This window comes from Stenotrophomonas sp. TEPEL, assembly GCF_004348785.1.
Taxonomy (GTDB): Bacteria; Pseudomonadota; Gammaproteobacteria; order Xanthomonadales; family Xanthomonadaceae; genus Stenotrophomonas; species Stenotrophomonas indicatrix.
On sequence record NZ_QQXJ01000001.1, the window covers coordinates 692,881 to 713,092 of the forward strand.

Annotated in this window: 13 protein-coding genes; 7 read left to right on the forward strand and 6 right to left on the reverse strand. The window is 66.5% G+C overall.

The features are described from left to right. The first annotated feature begins 1 nt into the window (after window position 1). Window positions 2–1,255 (forward strand): flavohemoglobin expression-modulating QEGLA motif protein, encoded by a 1,254-nt coding sequence (locus TEP_RS03195; protein ID WP_132824244.1) that lies wholly within the window; start codon window positions 2–4, stop codon window positions 1,253–1,255. Between the two features lie 429 nt (window positions 1,256–1,684). Here TEP_RS03195 and TEP_RS03200 read toward each other — a convergent pair whose 3' ends face one another. The 4 genes from TEP_RS03200 to TEP_RS03215 form a co-directional block, all read right to left on the reverse strand. Then, window positions 1,685–3,973: a TonB-dependent receptor gene (locus TEP_RS03200; RefSeq protein WP_132824245.1), complete on the reverse strand. Its 2,289-nt coding sequence runs from the start codon at window positions 3,971–3,973 to the stop codon at window positions 1,685–1,687. Window positions 3,974–4,149: 176 nt separating this feature from the next. Then, window positions 4,150–4,890, reverse strand: a complete 741-nt coding sequence (gene phbB / locus TEP_RS03205; protein WP_132824246.1) for an acetoacetyl-CoA reductase — start codon at window positions 4,888–4,890, stop codon at window positions 4,150–4,152. Between the two features lie 25 nt (window positions 4,891–4,915). Then, a complete protein-coding gene (locus TEP_RS03210) occupies window positions 4,916–6,244 on the reverse strand; it encodes a CitMHS family transporter (RefSeq protein WP_132826436.1) in 1,329 nt (442 codons plus the stop codon). 75 nt (window positions 6,245–6,319) lie between these two features. Beyond that, a complete protein-coding gene (locus tag TEP_RS03215; RefSeq protein ID WP_132826437.1) occupies window positions 6,320–7,456 on the reverse strand; it encodes a porin in 1,137 nt (378 codons plus the stop codon). 232 nt (window positions 7,457–7,688) lie between these two features. On the opposite strand from TEP_RS03215, the gene TEP_RS03220 reads away from it, so the two are divergent. The 4 genes from TEP_RS03220 to TEP_RS03235 all read left to right on the forward strand — a co-directional run bounded on the left by TEP_RS03220 (window position 7,689) and on the right by TEP_RS03235 (window position 11,543). Next, window positions 7,689–8,378, forward strand: coding sequence for a response regulator transcription factor (locus TEP_RS03220; RefSeq protein ID WP_025874118.1), 690 nt, complete (start codon window positions 7,689–7,691; stop codon window positions 8,376–8,378). Next, the gene (locus TEP_RS03225; RefSeq protein ID WP_132826438.1) at window positions 8,371–9,762 is read left to right on the forward strand and encodes a sensor histidine kinase; all 1,392 of its coding nucleotides are present in this window, start codon (window positions 8,371–8,373) and stop codon (window positions 9,760–9,762) included. Before TEP_RS03220 ends, TEP_RS03225 begins: the two co-directional genes overlap by 8 nt. Next, the gene (locus TEP_RS03230; RefSeq protein ID WP_132824247.1) at window positions 9,759–10,814 is read left to right on the forward strand and encodes an ABC transporter substrate-binding protein; all 1,056 of its coding nucleotides are present in this window, start codon (window positions 9,759–9,761) and stop codon (window positions 10,812–10,814) included. The genes TEP_RS03225 and TEP_RS03230 overlap by 4 nt, the downstream gene beginning before the upstream one ends. 72 nt (window positions 10,815–10,886) lie before the next feature. Further along, window positions 10,887–11,543 carry a response regulator transcription factor gene (locus tag TEP_RS03235; RefSeq protein WP_132824248.1) on the forward strand — a complete coding sequence of 219 codons (657 nt, stop codon included), beginning with the start codon at window positions 10,887–10,889 and terminating at the stop codon, window positions 11,541–11,543. Window positions 11,544–11,755: 212 nt separating this feature from the next. Here TEP_RS03235 and TEP_RS03240 read toward each other — a convergent pair whose 3' ends face one another. Together TEP_RS03240 and TEP_RS03245 are read right to left on the reverse strand one after the other, a co-directional pair. Next, complete coding sequence (locus tag TEP_RS03240) at window positions 11,756–14,407, reverse strand: PAS-domain containing protein (protein ID WP_132824249.1); 2,652 nt, start codon at window positions 14,405–14,407, stop codon at window positions 11,756–11,758. A gap of 68 nt (window positions 14,408–14,475) precedes the next feature. After that, a complete protein-coding gene (locus tag TEP_RS03245) occupies window positions 14,476–15,645 on the reverse strand; it encodes a porin (protein ID WP_132824250.1) in 1,170 nt (389 codons plus the stop codon). 330 nt (window positions 15,646–15,975) lie between these two features. Between TEP_RS03245 and TEP_RS03250 the strand changes: the two genes are divergently transcribed. Together TEP_RS03250 and TEP_RS03255 are read left to right on the forward strand one after the other, a co-directional pair. Next, the gene (locus tag TEP_RS03250) at window positions 15,976–17,331 is read left to right on the forward strand and encodes a dicarboxylate/amino acid:cation symporter (RefSeq protein WP_025874125.1); all 1,356 of its coding nucleotides are present in this window, start codon (window positions 15,976–15,978) and stop codon (window positions 17,329–17,331) included. A gap of 229 nt (window positions 17,332–17,560) precedes the next feature. Beyond that, window positions 17,561–19,852 (forward strand): NADP-dependent malic enzyme, encoded by a 2,292-nt coding sequence (locus TEP_RS03255; RefSeq protein ID WP_093817969.1) that lies wholly within the window; start codon window positions 17,561–17,563, stop codon window positions 19,850–19,852. Window positions 19,853–20,212: the final 360 nt, after the last annotated feature.

Here is a 20,212-nt window from a genome sequence, read left to right on the forward strand (position 1 = left end):
CATGGAACCGACCGCGACGCTGGACCGTGACGTGGCCCACCATGCAGCGCTCGATGCGCGCCTGGTCGAGGCCGTAGGAGGCATCCGCCTGCTGGGCCTGACCAGCTGGCCGGCGACACTGCAGGCCCCCTTCCTGGACAGCGTGGCCCGTGGCCAGCCGACGCTGCCGGTGGTCAACTACCCGAAGCTGGATTTCAGCGCAGAGCGTCGCGCGCTGGCCGCGCTCGCTGCCGAGTGTGACGAAAGCCATCCGCTGGGCCATTACGTGCAGCAGTCCGCGCAGAGCTGGGATCTGGCTGCGCAGCTGCTGGAAGGCCTCGGTACCGCGGCCGTCGATGCCTGTTCGGTGCAGTTGTTCGGTTCGCCCGAGCAGCCGTTGCCGGGCAACGGACCGAGCACGCGCGATGCGGCGCGCCACTTCATCCAGATTGCTACCGAACTGGATCACGAGCTGCTGGCACCGGAAGAGCAGGTGCCGGTATCGGCCATCGCCCTGCAGCTGCAGCTGCAGAATGACCTCGATGCGTTCTTTGAATCACGCATCATCCAGGTGCAGCTGGACCCGGAGCTGGTCTCGAAGGCGGCTGCCGGACCGACCCGCATCCGCCTGCGCACCAGTGCGCGTTTCAGCGCCTACGATCGCGCGCAGCTGTTCCACCACGAAGCGCTGGTGCATTCGTTGACGGCGTTGAACGGTCGCGCGCAGCCGGTGCTGCCGAGCCTGGCGCTGTCCTCGCCACGGGTGACGGCCACCCAGGAAGGACTGGCGACGTTTGCCGAGCAGATCACCGGCAGTATCGACATCGAGCGGCTGAAGCGCATCAGCCTGCGTACCGAGGCGATCGCGATGGCGCGCGAAGGTGCGGACTTCATCGAGGTGTTCCGCTACTTCTGCGATGCCGGGCAGAACCCGGAAGAGAGCTTCGCCTCGGCGCAGCGGGTGTTCCGCGGAGTGCCGCCAAGTGGCGGCCTGGCCTTCACCAAGGACACGGTGTACCTGCGCGGGCTGGTGTCGGTGCATACCTTCTTCCGCCACATGCTGGCCGAGGATCGCCTGCAGGTCTGCCGCTGGTTGTTCGCCGGCAAGATGAGCCTGACCGATGCGATCGCCTTCGCTCCGCTGTTCGAATCGGGTGTGCTGAAGCCACCGCGCTGGCTGCCGCACTGGATGAGCCGGGCCAACGGCCTGGCCGGCATGCTGGCGTTCTCGCTGTTTGCCAACCGCATCCGGATGGACCAGCTGGCGCCGGAATGAAATGCGTTGGCGGCTTGTGGCGTCTTGATTGATATCGGGGAGAGCGGGGGGCTTGCGCTGGCCAGGACACGCCGCAAGTACGTCCCTGTAGGCTCGGCCACGGCATCCATGCCGTGGACGGTCCTGGCCAGCGCAAGCCCCCTGCTCCAGACGTTTTCCAGCGAGACGGCCAGCAATCCACCAGAGGGATTGCGCTTGAAAAGCGAAGAGCCGGGCAACGCCCGACTCTTCGCTTTTTGCTCTTGCTTTCCATTGCCTCCGCGCCGGCGCAGGAAATTGTCGAGCGCGGTGGGACGGGCCGAGGCAGGACCGTGAGGCGCATGGATGCGCCGACCGAGCCTACAGGGACGTACTTGCGGCGTGTCCTGCCTCGGCCCGTCCCACCTCGCCCCGCTGCGGTACTGATGCGCCGCAGCGCCCGCTTCTGACTTAGAACTCCGCCGCCACCGTCATGAAGATCTGCCGCGGCGCACTCGCATGGATTGCGTACCGCGTGCCCTTCGGATCGGTCGGTGCGAACGAACTCAGCTGGCCCGCATAGCGCTTGTTGGTCAGGTTGGTCGCGTTCAACGACACCCGCACGTTGCGCAGGCCCATGCCCGGGCCGAAGTCGTAGCCGGCGCCGGCATCGAAGGTGGTCACGCCCGGGACCGACTGGTCGTTGGTGTAGGTGTAGTACCGCTTGCCGGTGTACTTGGCGCGCAGGCTGGCGAAGAAGCCATCGCGGTTCCAGCTGATTTCACTGGAGGCCATGCGCTGTGGCGTATCCACCGTGATCTTGCCGGCCACTGGCACCACCGCGCCGCCGGACAGGTAGTCGTCCTCGTAGGTGGTCTTGTTCCAGGACAGCGCGTTGTACCACTGCAGGCCGTCGATCGGCTTGAGGATGAAGGTCAGCTCCGCACCGTGGCTCTTCACCGAACCGACGTTGATGAAGCGCGTCACGCACTCCGGACGCGTGCCTACCTCGATGCTCGAGCACGGATTCAACGACAGCAGACGGTTGTCGAACTTCACGTTGTAGGCCGCGATCGACGCCTGGTATTTCTCGCCGAACGTACGGAAACCAGCTTCCAGACTCTTGGACTTCTCCGGCTCGAGGCCGGCGCTGGCCGCGAACGATTCCGGCGACACCTGCAGCGGACCACCGCTGCCGCCGCCGACGAAGGCGGCGATGTTCTCGGCGTACGAGGCGAACACTTCATTGTTGGCGTTGAGCTTGAAGCCCACGCCCAGCTGCGGCAGCACCGATTCCTTGGCGGTCAGCGTACCCGAGGCGATGTTGGTTTCCACGCCCGGCTGGGCCTTGGCGCTCATGCGCGTGTTGGGGCTCTTGATGCCCACGTCCACGGTCAGGCGCTGGTCGAGGAAGCGCATGCGGTCCTGCACATAGAACTGGCGGGTTCGGATGTCGAAGTCCTGGTTGAACAGGCGACGGTCCGGATTCTGCAGGTACAGGTCGTCCAGGAACGGGCCGCTGATGTAGTAGAAATTGCGCGAGACGTTATGGTCGTTCTGCTCGTACCACACGCCGGCTTCCAGTTCGTGGATGCCCAGCGTCCACGACAGCGCAGCGGTCACGCCATCGCGGTTGATGGTGTAGTTGGTGCTGCGGATCGAGATCGGCAGCATCCTGTCGGTGCCCGGGTAGGACGGCTGGCCCGGTGCCCACCAGTGGCCCTGGCCACGGTTTTCATGGTGGTAGCCCAGCAGTTTCAGGCGGCCCTGTTCACCCAGGCGGATGTCGGCGTCGATCGAGTACAGGTTGTCATCGCGCAGCGCACGGCTCTGGTAGTAGGCATCGTCGATGCTGTTGACGCCGCCGCTGAATGCACAGCGCGCCTTGTTGTAGGTGCCCGGTGCGCAGTATGCAGCCGCGACGGCGCGATCCCAGTCCGGTGCATAGATGTTCCAGTCATAACCCAGGCCGCGCGCCAGCATGTCCTTGGAGAGGTAGGCATAGTTGGCCTGGCTGGCGCGCGAGGTGGCGACAAAGGCACCGAAGCGGTTGTCGCCCACGTTCCATACCGCCTTGGCATTGAACTGGCGGGTGGTCTGGTTCTGGTACGGCGCGGCCCACATGTCCTGGTCCTGGTGCACGCCGGACACATAGGCCGAGAAGCCGTTGATGTCGCCGGTGTCCACCCGCAGGTAGCCGCGGCGCTGGTTGTCATCGCCGACGGTGATGCTGGCGCGGCCGCCGAATTCGGTGGACGGGTCCATCGAGAAGTACTGGATGGTGCCGCCAAGGTTGCTGGTCGAGGCCACGCCCAGCGAGCCGATGCCCTGCGACAGCTCGGCGCCGGCCAGGTTCTCGGCGATCAGTGCACGGGCGATGCTCAGGCCGTTGTAGTTGCCGTAGCTGTTGTCGCCCAGCGGGATGCCGTCCAGCGTGTAGCCCAGGCGGCTCTTGTCGAAGCCACGCAGGCTGATGGTCTGCGATTCCTCGTTGGCACCGAATGCATCGTTGGATTGCACCGACACGCCGGGCAGGCGGTCGAGGATCTTCTGGCCGCTGGTACCCGACGGCAGCACCTGCTTGTCGACGGTGGTGATGCGCTGCACCTGGCGGGTCTCGCCCTGGCCGATGACCGAGACGGTATCCAGCGTCTGCGCGCTCAGCGCGGTATCGGCGGTGGCGTCGGTGGCTTCAGCGGCGTGGGCGCTGGCGGCGGAAAGCGCGATCGCCACGGCGATCGTCAGGTATCGGGTCTGCATGATGGTCCGTTGCATGGGGGATGGTCACCGGCCCGGGGGCGTGGTGCACGGCCACTATGCGAACGGAACATGAAACCTTGTTTACGAAAAACCAACGAACGGCATCGTGGGGGAAGCCGCGCAGGGCGTGAATCTGCCGGGGGAGGGAGGCAGACCCACGCCCTGCGTGGAGAGGACTAGCCCATGTACAGGCCACCGTTGACCGGATAGTCGGCACCGGTCACGTAGGAGGCTTCATCCGAAGCCAGCCAGGCACACAGGCCGGCCACTTCTTCCGGGCGACCCAGGCGCCGCACCGGTACCGACGCGGCCAGTCGATCCAGCACGTCCGGTGGGAAGCTGCTGATCGCCTGGCTGGCGATGTAGCCCGGCGACAGCGTGTTGACGGTGATCCCGCGCGAGGCGACTTCAGCGGCCAGCGCGCGGCTGAAACCGTGCATCGCGGCTTTTGCCGTGGCGTAGTTCACCTGGCCGATCTGGCCCTTGTGGGCGCTGACCGAACCGATGTTGATGATGCGGCCCCAGCCACGCGTGGCCATGCCATCGACCACCTGCTTGGTCAGGTTGAACAGCGAATTGAGATTGGAGGCGATCACCGCATTCCAGTCCTCCACCGTCATCTGCCGGAACAGCAGGTCGCGGCTGCCGCCGGAGTTGTTGACCAGCACGTCCACCTCGCCGACCTCGGCACGCACCTTGGCGAAGGCCGCCGTGGTCGACGCCCAATCGGTGGCGTTGCCTTCGGAGGCGATGAAATCAAAGCCCTGTTCGCGCTGCTCGCGCAGCCAGTTGGCCTTGCGCGGCGAGTTGGGCGCGCAGCCGGCGACCACGGTATGGCCGGAACGGGCCAGGCTCTGGCAGATGGCAGTGCCGACACTGCCCATCCCGCTGGTGACGTAGGCGATGCGAAGAGTCATTGCAGAACGCTCCTTGGTAAGGAAATCAGGCCGTGAAGGGATAGAGCCCGAACAACAGGCCGCCGATCATCAGCAGCAGCGAAATGGCGATCGCCCACTTCAGGGTGAATTTCTGGTGGTCGGCGAATTCAACCTTGGCCAGCCCCACCAGCAGATAGGTGGAAGGCACCAGCGGGCTGAGCAGGTGCACCGGCTGCCCGGCCAGCGACGCGCGGGCCATTTCCACCGGGGTGATGCCGTAGTTGCCGGCCGCCTCGGACAGGATCGGCAGCACGCCGAAGTAGAACGCGTCGTTGGACATGAAGAAGGTGAAGGGCATCGAGGCCACGGCGGTGATCACCGCCAGGTACGGGCCCCAGCTGTCTGGGATGATCGCCAGGAAGCTGTGCGACATCGCCTCGACCATGCCGGTGTTGTTGAGGATGCCGGTGAAGATGCCTGCGGCGAAGATCAGCGCCACCACCGACAGCACGCTGCCGGCATGGCTGACCACGCGGCGGCGCTGTTCGGCCAGGTTCGGGTAGTTGATCACCAGCGCGATGGCGAAGCCGATCATGAACAGCACCGGCATCGGCAGCACACCGATGATGAGCGCGCTCATCAGCGCCAGGGTCAGCACCAGGTTCACCCACAGCAGCTTGGGGCGCTTGGTGTCTTCGGCGTCTTCCACGGTCGGCAGCGTGTTGCCGTCGTCGGACACGCTGTTGTCCATCCAGCTGCCGCCCTGGGGCAGGGTCACCACGCCCAGGCGACGACGCTCCTTCAGGCCCAGGTACCAGGCCAGCAGCAGCACGCCAGCGCAGGCGATCACCATCGAGGGAATCAGTGGCACGAACACATCGGCCGGATCCACGTGCAGTGCGGTGGCCGCGCGTGCGGTCGGGCCGCCCCACGGGGTCAGGTTCATCACGCCACCGGCGAGAATGGTCACGCAGGTCATGTTCAGCGCGTTCATGCCCAGCCGCTGGTACAGCGGCAGCATCGCCGAGACGGTGATCATGTAGGTGGTCGAGCCATCGCCGTCGAGCGAGATCAGCATCGCCAGCACGGCGGTGCCAAGCACGATCTTCATCGGGTCGCCCTTGACGAAGCGCAGGATGATCCGCACCAGCGGATCGAACAGGCCTGCATCGATCATCACGCCGAAGTAGAGGATGGCGAACATCAACATCACGCCGGTCGGCGCGATCTTCTTGATGCCTTCCAGCATCATCTCGTCGATGCCGGCGGCGAAGCCACCGATCAGGGCGAAGATGATGGGAATGGTGATCAGGGCAACGAGCGGCGACAGTCGTTTGCTCATGATCAAGTACATGAACGTAATGACCATGCCAAAGCCGAGGATGCTCAGCATCATCTGCGGACTCCTAGAGGAAACAGGACGTGGGACGTGGAAGGGGCCCGAGCGTGCGTGCCCGGGGAAAACGCGTCAGAAGTCGAACTGCAGGCGCCCGGTGACCGCGCGCGTGCGATCCACCGTGGTGCCGGCGAGGCGGTCGCGGTTGCGGCTTTCGATCACGTTGAGCATGAAGCGCAGGTTGTCGCGCAGGTACCAGTTGCCGCCCAGCGTCCAGCCTTCGGTACTGCCACGGCGCAGGTCCGGCGCACCATCGAGGTGCTGGGCGCCCCACATCTGGTCGTAGCGCAGGGCCACTTCGAAGGCACCGGCCTTGTGGCGGATGTTCTTGACCCGGGCGAAGCGGCCGGTCTTGCGGTCGTAGGCGCGGCTTTCGCCGGTAACGAACCAGCTGAGCATGCCGTAGGCGGCCATCACGTCACCGCGCTGGGCGCCATCATCGAAGGTGGCGCCGCTGAACTCGCCCTGCCATGACAGCGGGCCGCGCACCTGCGCATATTCCAGCGACCACTTGTTGACGTCGGTATCGCGGCCAGCGGAGAAGTCGACCAGGGTCAGGCGGCTTTCGTCGGACAGATGGCCGGCCGGACGCGGACGGATCTTCAAGCCCGGGGTGCCGTTGCCGCCCGGGTTGTCATAGGCCTCGCGGGCCAGCGACAGGCCCAGGTGCAGCACGTCGCCCTCGCTGGGTGACGGCGCCCAGGTAACGCGTCCACCCGCAGCGCGGCCCTTGACCTGCCAGGCGTCGATGCTCTCCAGGCTGTACACGCTGGCCGCCCAGGTGAAATCGCCCGGGTTGGCCTGCCATGAGGCGCCCAGCCGGTACAGCGGCGCCAGCGTGGTGCCGGCGTTGCCGCGCTCCAGGAAGCTGCCGTAGTTGGAACCGGTGCGGTCGTCCAGCGAGAAATACTGCTTGAACTGGCCCACGGTGACGCGGCCGCCATCGCCGAAGCTGCGGCTCAGGTAGACGTCCTTGGCCTCGACCCGGTCGCCGGAGAAATCGGCTTCCAGCTTGTAGTCGACCACGAAGAACTTGCCGGACACGTCAACCCAAGCGCGGCGGATCTCGGTGTCGTCCTTGTTCGGCGTACCCCGGTTGTCGTTGTTGAAGGTGGCGAAGTCCAGGTGCAGGCGGCCGCCCACCGTGGCGGTCACTGGACGCTCGTCTTCGGCGAAGGCCGGCGCGGCCAGCGCAGCCAGGGCCATCATGGCGGCAGGACGCCGCCAGGCAATGCTCAATTCCACAAACCCTCCCAGGTGCGCGCCAGGCGCGCGGCAATCGTGGGCACCGGACGGTGCGCGGCCGCAGTCTGTGTCGCGCAAGCTGTCATCGTCCTGTCAGCGGTTTGTGCGGTGCAGCGTAAAGGCCGCCGGGCATGGGCCCGACGGGCAGGTCCGGCGCCATGCGGTAGCATTCGCTTCCCCTCCCACTGTTGTGCCCATGCGCCTGCTGCTGGTCGAAGACAACCCGGACCTGGCCGATGCGATCATCCGTCGCATGCGCCGCAGTGGTCACGCGGTGGACTGGCAGGCCGACGGCCTGGCCGCCGCCAGCGTGCTGCGTTACCAGAGTTTCGATCTGGTGGTGCTGGATATCGGCCTGCCGAAACTGGATGGGCTGCGGGTGCTGGCCGGCATGCGCGAGCGTGGTGACAGCACACCGGTGCTGATGCTGACCGCACGCGATGGCATCGAAGATCGTGTACAGGCACTCGATGTCGGTGCCGACGACTACCTGGGCAAGCCGTTCGACTTTCGTGAATTCGAAGCGCGCTGTCGCGTGCTGCTGCGACGTGCACGCGGGCAGGCTAGCGAAGTGGTGCAGATCGGTGGTTTCCAGTTCGACAACGCTGCACACCGGGTGACCCTGGATGGCGAGCCGATCGAGTTGCCCAACCGCGAGTATCGCTTGCTGGAGATCCTGGTCGGGCGCTTGGGCCAGGTGGTGGGCAAGGATGAGATCGGCAATGGCCTGTTCGGCTTCGATGACGAAGCCGGGCCGAATGCCATCGAGCTGTACATCGGTCGCCTGCGCAGAAAGCTGGCGGGCGCACCGCTGCGCATCACCACGGTGCGTGGTGTCGGCTATCTGCTTGAAGCCAGCGACGGCCCGGCCGATGCCGATGGCTGACGCGCGCAGCGCAGGTGCCGCCCCCGGGTCGCTGCGGCGCACCCTGCTGCTGTACCTGGGCGCGTTGCTGGCGGTGTTCGCGGTGGCGCTGCTGTTCGCTGCACGCGACTACGGCCAACGCGCGGCCAACCGTTCCTACGACCATCTGCTGGTGTCTTCGGCCCTGTCGATCGCCGATTCGGTGGCATTGGTCGATGGCCAGTGGCAGGTGGACCTTCCGTATGCCGCGCTGGACCTTCTGGCGATGGCGCCGGAAGACCGCGTGTTCTACCGGATCGCCGACAGCCGCGGCAACCTGATCACCGGCTACGGTGACCTGCCTGCGTCGCCGCGGCGGCCGGGTACGCAACCGCAGTTGTTCGATGCGCCCTACAGCGGCGAGATCGTGCGTTTCGTCGTGGTCGGCCGCAGCTTTGCCGCGGCCTCCGCGCAGGGCGAGGTGCAGGTGCAGGTGGGGCAGACCCGGCGTGCGCGCGAAGCGGTGGCGCAGGAGCTGGTCACCCGCGCGCTGCTGGCCATCGGCGTGCTGTCGGGATTGCTGCTGGCACTGGTGGCGTTCGGCGTGCACCGCGCGTTCCGGCCGCTGGTGCGGGTCGAGCGCGAACTGTCACGCCGTGAGCCGTCCGACCTGAAACCGCTCGATGCGCGCGTGCCACGCGAGATGGACCAGATGGTGGCCGCGCTGAACCGCTTCATGGAGCGCCTGTCCAGCAGCAATGAAACCCTGCGTGCGTTCATGGCCGAGGCCGCGCACCAGATGCGTACGCCGTTGGCCGCGCTGCGCGCGCAGGCACAGCTGGCACTGGACGACGACGATCCGGAAGACATGCGGCGCAGCCTGCAGGCGATCGAGCGCAACGCCACCCACATGAGCCGGCTGCTCAACCAGCTGCTCAGCGATGCCAGCGTGATCCATCGGTCACATCTGCAGCGCTTCGCCACCGTGGACCTGGCCGAGACCGTGCACCAGGCCCTGCATGAAGCGCTGCCGCAGGCAGGGCCCGCCCCGCGCGTGCAGCTGGCGATGACGGCCGAGCCGGTGCAGGTGCATGGCGACGCGCTGCTGCTGCGCGAAGCCATCAAGAATCTGGTCGACAACGCGCTGAAGTACGGCGGTGATGGCCCCTTGCAGATCGCGCTGACCGCTGAAGGCGGGCAGGCCGTGCTGACCATCGCCGACCACGGCACCGGTATCGCCGCCGCCGATGCCGAACGCGTGTTCGAGCGTTTCGCGCGCGGCGAAGGCGCACCCTCCGGCGGTGCAGGCCTTGGCCTGGCCATCGTCAAGCGGGTGGTCGACAGCCATGGCGGCCAGATCGATCTCAGCAATCGACCGCAGGGTGGCCTGGTCGCCACCATCCGCCTGCCCCGGAGCAGCACATGATCCGCCTGCTCGTCGTTGTTGTTGCCCTGTTGCTGGCGGTGCCGGTCCTCGCCGCGCCGGGCGATGTACGCCGCTTCCCCGCCCAGGGCGCCGCCACCGCGCAGCTGCGCATCCACGGCACCACCGATATCGAGGTCTTCGCCGAGGTCATCGCTGACTACCAGCGGCTGCATCCGGGCAGCGAGGTGGTGTACGAAGATATCATCACCCAGGATCTGTACGCGCGTTACCTGCATGACCGCACCGGACCTGCGTCGCCGGATCTGCTGATCTCCAGCGGCATGGACCTGCAGACCAAGCTGGTCAACGACGGCCACGCGCTGCCGCACCGCTCGCTGCAGACCCAGGCGCTGCCTGCGTGGGCGCAGTGGCGTGGCGAGGCATTCGGCATCAGTTACGAGCCGGTGGTGATGGTCTACAACACGCGCAGGCTGCCGGCCTCGAAGGTGCCGCACACGCGTCGACAACTGCTGGACCTGCTGCGTGCGGAAGGGGCGCCGTTGCGCGGCAAGGTCGGTACCTACGATATCGAACGCAGCAGCGTGGGTTACCTGCTGGCGACCCAGGATGCCCAGCGCGGCAGCATCGCCGGCGCCCTGCTCGGTGCGCTGGGGGACAACGCGGTGGTGCGCGAGGAACGCACCGGCGTGCTGCTGGACCAGGTGGCCAGCGGTCAGTTGTCGCTGGTCTACAACGTGCTGGGCTCGTATGCGCAGGCGCGTATCGACGCGGGCGCACCGCTGGCCATCGTCGAGCCGGAGGACTACACGCTGGTGGTGCTGCGTACCGCGGTGATTCCGCGCACCGGAACGCACCCGCAGGAAGCGCGACGCTTCCTCGACTACCTGCTGTCGCCACGCGGCCAGCAGGTGCTCGCGCGGGAAGCGCGGCTGATGCCGATCGTGCGCAGCGATGCAGGCGGCGGGGATGCCCCTGGCCGCAGCCGTCGCCCGATCCAGCTCGGCCCGGGGCTGTTGGTGTACCTGGACGCGCTGAAGCGGCGGCAGTTCCTCGATGCCTGGCGCAGCAGCGTGGAGTCGGCAGGGCGGTAGCGCCCGTACAGATGCTGCGGTAGCGCCGGGCCATGCCCGGCGAAGGCAGTTCGCTGCCCGTACAATGGCCGCATGAGCGAATACACCATCCTGATCGCCGATGACCATCCGCTGCTGCGTTCGGCGGTGGTGCAGTCGTTGCGGCAGAGCCTGCCGCTGGCGCAGGTACGCGAGGTGGCCAGCGCCGAAGCACTGGCCACCTCGCTGGACGCACAGCCCGATGTGGATCTGGTACTGCTGGACCTGACCATGCCGGGCGCACATGGATTCTCCGCGCTGCTGCACGTGCGCGGTTCGCACCCGGACATTCCGGTGGTGATCCTGTCCTCCAACGACCACCCGCGGGTGATCCGTCGCGCGCAGCAGTTCGGCGCGGCCGGTTTCATTCCCAAGTCCGCGCCTGCCGAAACCATCGGTGAAGCGGTGGCAGCGGTGCTCGAGGGGGGCCTGTGGTTCCCGGCGATGGCCGCTGAGCGTTCCGAGGCCGACGCGTTGCTGGCCAGCCGCCTGGCGCAGCTGACGCCGCAGCAGTTCCGGGTGCTGCTGTGCCTGGCCGACGGGCTGCTCAACAAGCAGATCGCCTATGAACTGGGCTTGGCCGAAAACACGGTGAAGGTGCACGTGACCGCCATCCTGAAGAAGCTCGAATGCCACAGCCGCACGCAGGCGGCGGTGCTGGTGAAGGCGCTGGAGCCGGAAGGCGATGCGGGCGTTGGATTGGATGGCTGACAGAGACGGGACGTTGGCGCATGTACTGCGTCGTTGTGGATGCTGTTCCGCTTTCCTGATCAGTTCCCGCTGATCGAATTCAGTTCGGGATCGGTAGAGAACATGAATCTGTTCTCGTATCCCGCGCCGAGCTTCAGATGCTTCGGTGTAGCTGTATGTGGGAGACGATCGCTCTGACGCCCACCGATGCCCCTCGCTCAGGTGCGACTGGCTTACCCGCGATGCCGCAACAGCAGCTGCGTCATCAACGCCCGCAGCGCCGGCGGCCGCACGGGCTTGAGCAGGAAGCCCCAGCCGTTCTCGGCAGCATGCACTTTCAGCGCATCATCGCGCTCAGCGGTCACCAGGATCACCGGTGGCCGCGCCTTCCACAGCGTGCACAGCGCTTCATACAGGTCCGGTCCGTGCCATTGCCCCATGCGTACGTCCAGCAGCAACAACTGCGGCACGTTCAACGCACTGGCGATTTCCAGTGCCCCCTGGGGGCCATCGGCAAGTTCCACATGGCATCCCCAGCGTTCCAGCAGAGCACGGGTTGCGGCACAGACGTGGGGGTCATCATCGATGCTCCAGACCCGACATTCGCGCAGCGGGCTGTCATCGGAGGGTTCGGTCGCGACGACCGGCGCCGTCGGCGGCGCAATCACCTCGTCGGCGCGCCCGAGTGCCACGCTCACCGCGAATACGCTGCCCTTGCCCAGCGTGGAACGCAGGCTGATGCGGTGGCCGAGCAGTCGGCCGATGCGTTCAACGATGGCCAGGCCCAGGCCGGCGCCCCGTTCCTGCTCCACGCCGTCGTTGAGGCGTCGGAATTCTTCGAAGATCTCGCCCTGCAGGCTTTCCGGAATACCTGGTCCCTGGTCATGCACCTCGATGCGCAGCTGGTCGCCTGCACGCCGGCAGCCGATCAGCACGCGGCCACGTGGCGTATAGCGCAGCGCATTGGACAGGAAATTCTGCAGGATGCGCCGCAGCAGTGCTTCGTCGCTGACGATCACCGCACGGGTGTCCACCCAGTCCAGCTGCAGGCCGCGGCTCTGTGCGGCGATGCCGAACTCGCGCGCCAGCGTTTCCAGCAAAGGAGAGAGCGCGAATGCGCGCACCCGTACCTGCAACGCCCCCGACTCCAGCCGTGAAATATCCAGCAGGCTGTTGAGGATCGCGTCCTGCGCGGCCAGTGCGGCGTCGATATGGTCGCTGGTCTGTTGCTGTTCCGGGTCGGTGAGCTTGCCGCGCAGCACCGACACGAACATGCGCGCGGCGTTCAGCGGCTGCAGCAGGTCGTGCACGGCCGAGGCGACGAAGCGGGTCTTGTAACGGTTGGCCTGTTCGGCTTCGCGGCGGGCTTCGTCCAGATCCTGGGTGCGTTCGGCCACGCGGTGTTCCAGCGCATCGGCCAGCGAGCGCAGTTCGCGCGCGGCGTTCTTGTAGCTGGTGATATCGGCATAACTGGTGACGAAGCCGCCATCGGGCAACGGGTTGCCGCGGATCTCCAGCACCGTGCCGTCGTCCTTCTCGCTCTCGCGCATGTGCGGGCGGCCACTGCGCAGGTGGGTCAGGCGGCGTTCGATGGCCTCGTCGATCGGGCCGGGCCCCAACAGGCCGCGACGTGCGTTGAAGCGGAACAGTTCCTCGATCGGACGGCCCACCCGCACCAGCCCCGCCGGGAAGCGGAACAGCTCCAGATAGCGCGAATTCCACGCGACCAGACGCTGTTCCTTGTCGATCACCACCACGCCCTGCGGCAGATGTTCGAGGCTGCGGCTCAAGCCAACGTCGGCATCGGTCGCGGCTTCCAGCAGGCCGTCCTGGGCGGTCCGCAGTTCCTGTGCATGCTGCTTGAGCAGGGTTTCCAGTTCACGCCGGCTGCGCTGGCGGTGCTTGGACAGGCGACGCCGTTGCTGCACGAACAGCAGCAGGAAACCCAGCGCCAGCCAAGCGGCGGCGCCGGCCACTGCCGCGCCGCGGCCGGCGCTGGTGGCCGCGCTGGCGTCGTGCAGCAGGTGCAGGCTCCAGTCTTCGTCGGGCAGCGCCAGGGTCTGCCACAGCATCGCCTGCGGCAGTGCCGGGTCGAGCAGGCGCACCATGCGGCCACCATCGGCCAGCACGTCCTCGGTGCGCACGCGCAGCGGCTGCAGCGAACGGTCGGCATACTGCCGCGCCGCGCGCATCTCGCGGCGTTCCTCCGTGCCGAGCGGACGCAGCAGGCGGTAGCGCCAGGCATCGCGGTTGGCCAGGAACACCACGTCATGGTTGTCGCTGGTCAGCACCACGTCCGGGCTGTTCAACCATTCCTGTTCCAGCGCCGACAGCTCGATCTTGATCACGATCACGCCGATGCGCTGGCTGTCGGCATCGAGGATGGCCTCGGACATGAAGTAGCCCGGCACACCGGTGGTCATGCCGATGCCGTAAAAGCGACCACGGCCATGGGCCAGCGCCTGCTGGTAGTACGGACGGTAGCTGTAATCCTCGCCGACGTTGCTGGTCGGCTGGTCCCAGTTGCTGGCGGCCACGGCCACGCCATCGCGGCCGACCAGGGTCAGTGTCGAGGTGCGGGTAACCTGGTTGGCGCGCTGCAGCTTGAGGTTCAGGCGCTGCCGCTCGGCGGGCGAGGGCGGCACCTGCAGTGCATGCAGCAGGTCCGGGTCCAGCGCCATCACCTGCGGCAGGGTGCCGAACCGGTCGATGCGCTGTTGCAGGCCCTGGCCATACAACTGCAGCTGGCGCTGCACCTGCGCGCTTTCGGTGCCCAGCGCGCGACGCCAGGCATAGTGGCCTGCGGCGGCCGCGCACAGCACGGTGCCGGCCACCATCACCAGAACGGTCAGCAACTGCAGGCGGTGGCGGCTGAGCCAGTACATGGCGGCAGTCTACGCAGGGCCGGCGGGCGTGGCATGCACGCCCGCCGGGATCTGACGTGTGGAAGGGATCAGAAGTGCATCTGCGCGCGAAGTTCGAAGATCTCCGGAGTGCTGTGCACACCGCGACGGCTGGCGTCGACCTTCACGTAGTTGGCCTGGAACTTGAAGTGGCTGGTCAGGTACCAGTTGGCGCCCAGGGTCAGGTCGTGCTGGCGGCCACCGAGGATGCTGCCGTCGTCCAGGTCCAGGCGGCTGTAGCGGGCCACCAGTTCCACCGCACCGTAGTCGTGCGCCGGCTTGATGTTGGCAACGGCGCCGGCGTTGTACGGGCGTGATTCGCCGGTCAGCACCCAGCTGGCCATCGCGTATTGGCCGTGGCCGGTGTAGTCGGGCTTGCCATCATTGCAGGTGACGGTGGCCTGCAGCGCTTCGGCCTGCAGCGAGAACGGACCGCGGATCCAGATGCCTTCCAGGCCGGTGCGGCGGATCTGGTCGGCGGTGACCAGGGCCCCCGAATCGACCAGGCGGATATCGGTCAGGCCGGCTTCCGGACGGGCCCGCAGGCGCGCGCTTGCCTCGTGGTGCACGTCGCGGCCATCGTGGTAACCACGCGGATTTTCCTGCGAATAGGCCAGGCCGAGGTGGATCACATCGCCCGGTGCCTTCACCGGCGTCCACACCGCACGCACCGCCTGGGTGGTGCCGGGGTTGTCGCCCTGCAGGTCCTTGCCGCCATAGGCGCCGGCCTGCAGCAGGTACTGCGGACGCTCCAGCACCCATTCCACGCCGGTGCGGCGGCCTGCGTAGAACGCCTGCACGGGCAGCGCGGTTTCCAGGAAGCTGCCGGCCCGCGAGGAGGTGTTGGCATCCAGGCCGACCGGGGTCTTCATGTAGCCGAAGCGGAAGCGGCCGACATCGCGGCCGAAGAACGCCTTGCTCTCCAAGCGCACGAACACGTCCAGCCAGGTATCGGCCTGGAAGTCGTAGTAGACCATCGCGTCGTACACGCCCTTCTTTTTCAGGGTCGCGCCGAACTCCTTGCGGCGCACCGCATCGTCATCCTCGATGCCGCTGGCGGACGAGAAGTCGTTGTAGTCGTAGGCGATGTTGGCGGTGGCGGCCAGTTCGGTGCCGTCACCGAAGGCGTACTTGGTCGGCCAGTTGTCGAAATCCGCAGCGGATGCGAAGGCGGGGAGGGCGGCCAGGGAAAGGGCCAGCAAGGTGGGAATCGGGCGCATGGGTGGTGCGGCTCTCTCGGATTGCGTGTGGACAGGACAACAACGGCCGCGATGGCCGGAACTTTCGCAATGACGCGCCCGGCCGTTCAGGTCGGGCCACCGGCGCCCCGCGATCAGGGGTGCGGCGCCAGTGTAGGCAGCGCAGCCACCTGAACCGGGGGGCTAGTACCAATAGGTTATCTGCGCCGGCGTGCCCGGGGCGTACAAAGGCGTCCATTGGTCGCACCCCTGCGCCTGCAGTCACGGGGCGTGCGGTCAGTTTCCACGGTAACGGTTCCCGTGCATTTCCGGGTCCGTACGTGCCTGAAAACGCCCCTTCCGGAGTCCGCCATGCACATCCCGACCGCTGCGCCGGTGCCCAGCAAGCCGTTGCCGCTCTACCGCCAACTGTATTTCCAGGTGATCGTGGCGATCGTCCTGGGTGCTGTCCTCGGCCACTACGAGCCGCTGATCGGCGAGAAGATGAAGCCGCTCGGCGATGCCTTCATCAACCTGGTGAAGATGATCATCGCCCCGGTGATCTTCCTGACCATCGTCACCGGCATCGCCGGCATGACCCACCTGCGCACGGTGGGCCGGGTGTTCGCCAAGGCGATGGCGTATTTCCTGTTCTTCTCCACGCTGGCGCTGATCGTCGGCATGATCGTGGCGCACGTGGTGCAGCCCGGCGCCGGCATGAACATCAACCCGGCCGAGCTGGACCAGACCGCGGTGCACAGCTATGTCGAGAAGTCGCACGACCTGACCCTGGTCGGCTTCCTGATGGACATCATCCCGAAGACGCTGATCAGCGCCTTCGTTGATGGCAACATCCTGCAGGTGCTGTTCGTGGCGGTGCTGTTCGGCATCGCGCTGGCCTCGGTGGGCGAGAAGGGCAAGCCGATCCAGAACTTCCTGGAAGCGCTGGTCGCGCCGGTGTTCAAGCTGGTGCACATCCTGATGAAGGCTGCGCCGATCGGTGCCTTCGGTGCCATCGCCTTCACCATCGGCAAGTACGGCGTCGGCTCGCTGGTCAACCTGGCCTGGCTGGTCGGCTCGTTCTACCTCACCGCGTTCCTGTTCGTTGCGGTGATCCTGGGCGTGGTCTGCCGCCTGTGTGGCTTCTCGGTGTTCAAGCTGGCCCGTTACCTGAAGGCCGAGCTGCTGCTGGTGCTGGGCACCTCGTCGTCGGAGTCGGCGCTGCCGTCGCTGATGGAGAAGATGGAACGTGCCGGCTGCAGCAAGTCGGTGGTCGGCCTGGTGGTCCCCACCGGTTACTCGTTCAACCTGGACGGCACCAACATCTACATGACCCTGGCCGCGCTGTTCATCGCCCAGGCCACCAACACCGAGCTGACCCTGGGCCACCAGATCGCGCTGCTGCTGGTGGCGATGCTCAGCTCCAAGGGCGCTGCCGGCGTCACCGGTGCCGGCTTCATCACCCTGGCCGCCACCCTGGCGGTGGTGCCGGAAGTGCCGGTGGCGGGCATGGCGTTGATCCTGGGCGTGGACCGCTTCATGAGCGAGTGCCGCTCGCTGACCAACTTCATCGGCAATGCGGTGGCCACGGTGGTGGTCTCGCGCTGGGAAGGTGCGCTGGACCGCGACCGCCTGAAGCTGGCGCTGGATGGTCGCGAAAGCGAACTGCCGCCGCCGGTCGATGCGGTGCCGCTGGCGATGACCGAGGCGCTGCCCGCCAAGGGCTGATCCGGGTGTGTGGTACTGCGGGGCCGGTCACGACAGTGGCACGGCCCCGCAGCGTTTCAAGGCGTCCCACGGCTGTCATCGCCAGCGCCGAAGCTGTGCTCTGGCAACGTCGCATACGCCACGGAATTGTGCGGTCGCAGCATCACTGCGACAGCATAGCGACAGGTCCGACCGCTTCAACGGGGGTATGATCCCCTGTCCCTTCTGCCCATTCATGTAACCCACATCGATGTCCAACGAAGATTTCAAACAGGCCGCCCTCGATTACCACCGGATGTCTCCGCCCGGCAAGATCAAGGTTTCCGCTACCAAGCCCATGCTGACCCAGCGCGACCTGTCGCTGGCGTATTCGCCGGGCGTGGCGTACGCCTGTGAAGCGATCAAGGCCGATCCGCAGCAGGCCAGCGAGCTGACCGCCCGCGGCAACCTGGTGGCGGTGATCTCCAACGGCACCGCGGTGCTGGGCCTGGGCAACATCGGCGCGCTGGCCGGCAAGCCGGTGATGGAAGGCAAGGGCGTGCTGTTCCAGAAGTTCGCCGGCATCGATGTGTTCGACATCGAAGTGGACGAGAACGACCCGGACAAGCTGGTCGACATCATCGCCTCGCTGGAGCCGACCTTCGGCGGCATCAACCTGGAAGACATCAAGGCACCGGAGTGCTTCATCGTCGAGCGCAAGCTGCGCGAGCGCATGAAGATCCCGGTGTTCCATGACGACCAGCACGGCACGGCGATCATCGTCGGTGCTGCGGTGCTCAACGCCATGGCGATCACCGGCAAGAAGATCGAAGAAGTGAAGCTGGCGACCACGGGCATGGGCGCGGCCGGCATTTCCTGCGTGAACATGCTGGTGCAGCTGGGCCTGAAGCCGGAGAACATCCTGGCCTTCGACCGCGAAGGCGTGATCCACACCGGCCGTACCGACCTGGACCCGGAAAAGCTGCGCTACGCGCGCGACACCGACAAGCGCACCCTGGCCGAGATCGTCGACGGCGCGGACATCTTCCTGGGCCTGTCGGCGCCGGGCATCCTGACCGCCGAGATGGTCAAGACGATGGCGCCGGACCCGGTGATCTTCGCCCTGGCCAACCCGACCCCGGAAATCATGCCGGAACTGGTGCGCGCTGCGCGTCCGGACGCGATCATCGGTACCGGCCGTTCGGACTACCCGAACCAGGTCAACAACGTGCTGTGCTTCCCGTACCTGTTCCGCGGTGCGCTGGACGTCGGTGCGACCGCGATCAACGAGGAAATGAAGATCGCCTGCGTGCGCGCGATTGCCGCGCTGGCCCGCCGCGCCGCCACCGACATGGGCTCTGCCTACGGCGGTGAGACCCCCAGCTTCGGCCGCGAATACCTGATCCCGCGTCCGTTCGACCGCCGCCTGCTGGTGGAGCTGTCGGCCGCCGTGGCCCAGGCCGCGATGGATTCGGGCGTGGCCGCCCGCCCGATCGCCGACATGGAAGCCTACCGGCAGAAGCTGTCGCAGTTCGTCTACCGCACCAGCCTGATGATGAAGCCGGTCTACGATCGCGCGCGCAGCGACAAGCAGCGCGTGGTGTATGCCGAAGGCGAAGAAGAAGTGGTGCTGCAGGCGGTGCAGAACGTGGTCGACGACGGCCTGGCACATCCGATCCTGATCGGCCGCCCGGACGTGATCGAATCGCGCATCGAACGCCTCGGCCTGCGCCTGAAGATCGGCGAGAACATTGAAGTCACCAACATCAATGACGATCCGCGCTTCAACGAATACTGGCAGTACTACCACGGCCTGACCGGCCGTCGTGGCGTCACCGTGGCCGCCGCCAAGAACCTGATGCGTTCGCGCCCGACCCTGATCGCTGCAGTGATGGTGGCCCGTGGCGAAGCCGATGCGATGCTGACCGGCATCGTCGGCCGCTTCCACAAGAAGCTGGGCTACGTGCGCAGCGTGCTGCCGCTGGAATCGAAGGTCACCTCGACCTCGGCGATGACCGGCGTGATCAACCAGCAGGGTGTGTTCTTCTTCGTCGATACCCACGTGCAGGAAGACCCGACCGCAGAGCAGCTGTGCGAAGCGACCCTGCAGGCCGCTTACCGCATGAAGCTGTTCGGCGTCGAACCGAAGGTGGCACTGCTGTCGCACTCCAACTTCGGCAGCCACGATTCGAAGGATGCGCTGAAGATGCGCCAGGTGCGCGAGCTGCTGCTCAAGCGCAACCCGCGTCTGAACGTGGACGGCGAAATGCAGGGCGACACCGCATGGGATGAAGCCCTGCGGCAGAAGCTGCTGCCGGGCTCGACCCTGCAGGGCCGTGCCAACCTGTTCGTGCTGCCGAACCTGGAAGCGGCCAACATCGCCTACAACCTGGTGCGCGTGTTCACCGATGGCGTGGCGATCGGTCCGATCCTGATGGGCGTCAACAAGCCGGTGCACATCCTGACCACCAGCGCGACCTCGCGCCGGATCCTGAACATGACCGCGATCGCCGCGGTTGATGCGCAGATCCGCAAGCAGATCGAAGCGGAAAAGAAGGCATAAGCCTTCGTTCCGCTGCGATCTGCAGAAACGCGCCCCGGGGCGCGTTTCGTTTCCGCAACGCGGAAACCGGATCGGGTAGCGCCGGGCCATGCCCGGCGAGCGCGCAGCGCGGCGCTTCCCGTATTCCGCCGGGCATGGCCCGGCGCTACCGGAGAACTGCAGCCGCCCGGTAATCGCCCTGCAACCTCGCTGCGGCCCAATACGCCCACGCGGCCTGGCCGTGGGAAGGGACCGGACCGGCCTTCCCACCCTGGGCCCGACCAACTTTCCATGGGCGGAGCAATGTCATGCGCAGTCGAGTGAGCAAGCGGTATTGCCAGCAGTTGTTCGCGCTGTACGCCGGCTTCGTGCAGTCGCGTT

Excerpts from the sequence above, each read along its gene's own strand:
- TEP_RS03255 (WP_093817969.1), top strand. The coding sequence starts at position 17,561 with ATGTCCAACGAAGATTTCAAACAGGCCGCCCTCGATTACCACCGGATG.
- TEP_RS03240 (WP_132824249.1), bottom strand. The coding sequence starts at position 14,407 with ATGTACTGGCTCAGCCGCCACCGCCTGCAGTTGCTGACCGTTCTGGTG.
- TEP_RS03215 (WP_132826437.1), bottom strand. The coding sequence starts at position 7,456 with ATGATGGCCCTGGCTGCGCTGGCCGCGCCGGCCTTCGCCGAAGACGAG.
- TEP_RS03220 (WP_025874118.1), top strand. The coding sequence starts at position 7,689 with ATGCGCCTGCTGCTGGTCGAAGACAACCCGGACCTGGCCGATGCGATC.
- TEP_RS03230 (WP_132824247.1), top strand. The coding sequence starts at position 9,759 with ATGATCCGCCTGCTCGTCGTTGTTGTTGCCCTGTTGCTGGCGGTGCCG.
- TEP_RS03225 (WP_132826438.1), top strand. The coding sequence starts at position 8,371 with ATGGCTGACGCGCGCAGCGCAGGTGCCGCCCCCGGGTCGCTGCGGCGC.
- TEP_RS03250 (WP_025874125.1), top strand. The coding sequence starts at position 15,976 with ATGCACATCCCGACCGCTGCGCCGGTGCCCAGCAAGCCGTTGCCGCTC.
- TEP_RS03235 (WP_132824248.1), top strand. The coding sequence starts at position 10,887 with ATGAGCGAATACACCATCCTGATCGCCGATGACCATCCGCTGCTGCGT.
- phbB (WP_132824246.1), bottom strand. The coding sequence starts at position 4,890 with ATGACTCTTCGCATCGCCTACGTCACCAGCGGGATGGGCAGTGTCGGC.
- TEP_RS03195 (WP_132824244.1), top strand. The coding sequence starts at position 2 with ATGGAACCGACCGCGACGCTGGACCGTGACGTGGCCCACCATGCAGCG.
- TEP_RS03200 (WP_132824245.1), bottom strand. The coding sequence starts at position 3,973 with ATGCAGACCCGATACCTGACGATCGCCGTGGCGATCGCGCTTTCCGCC.
- TEP_RS03245 (WP_132824250.1), bottom strand. The coding sequence starts at position 15,645 with ATGCGCCCGATTCCCACCTTGCTGGCCCTTTCCCTGGCCGCCCTCCCC.
- TEP_RS03210 (WP_132826436.1), bottom strand. The coding sequence starts at position 6,244 with ATGCTGAGCATCCTCGGCTTTGGCATGGTCATTACGTTCATGTACTTG.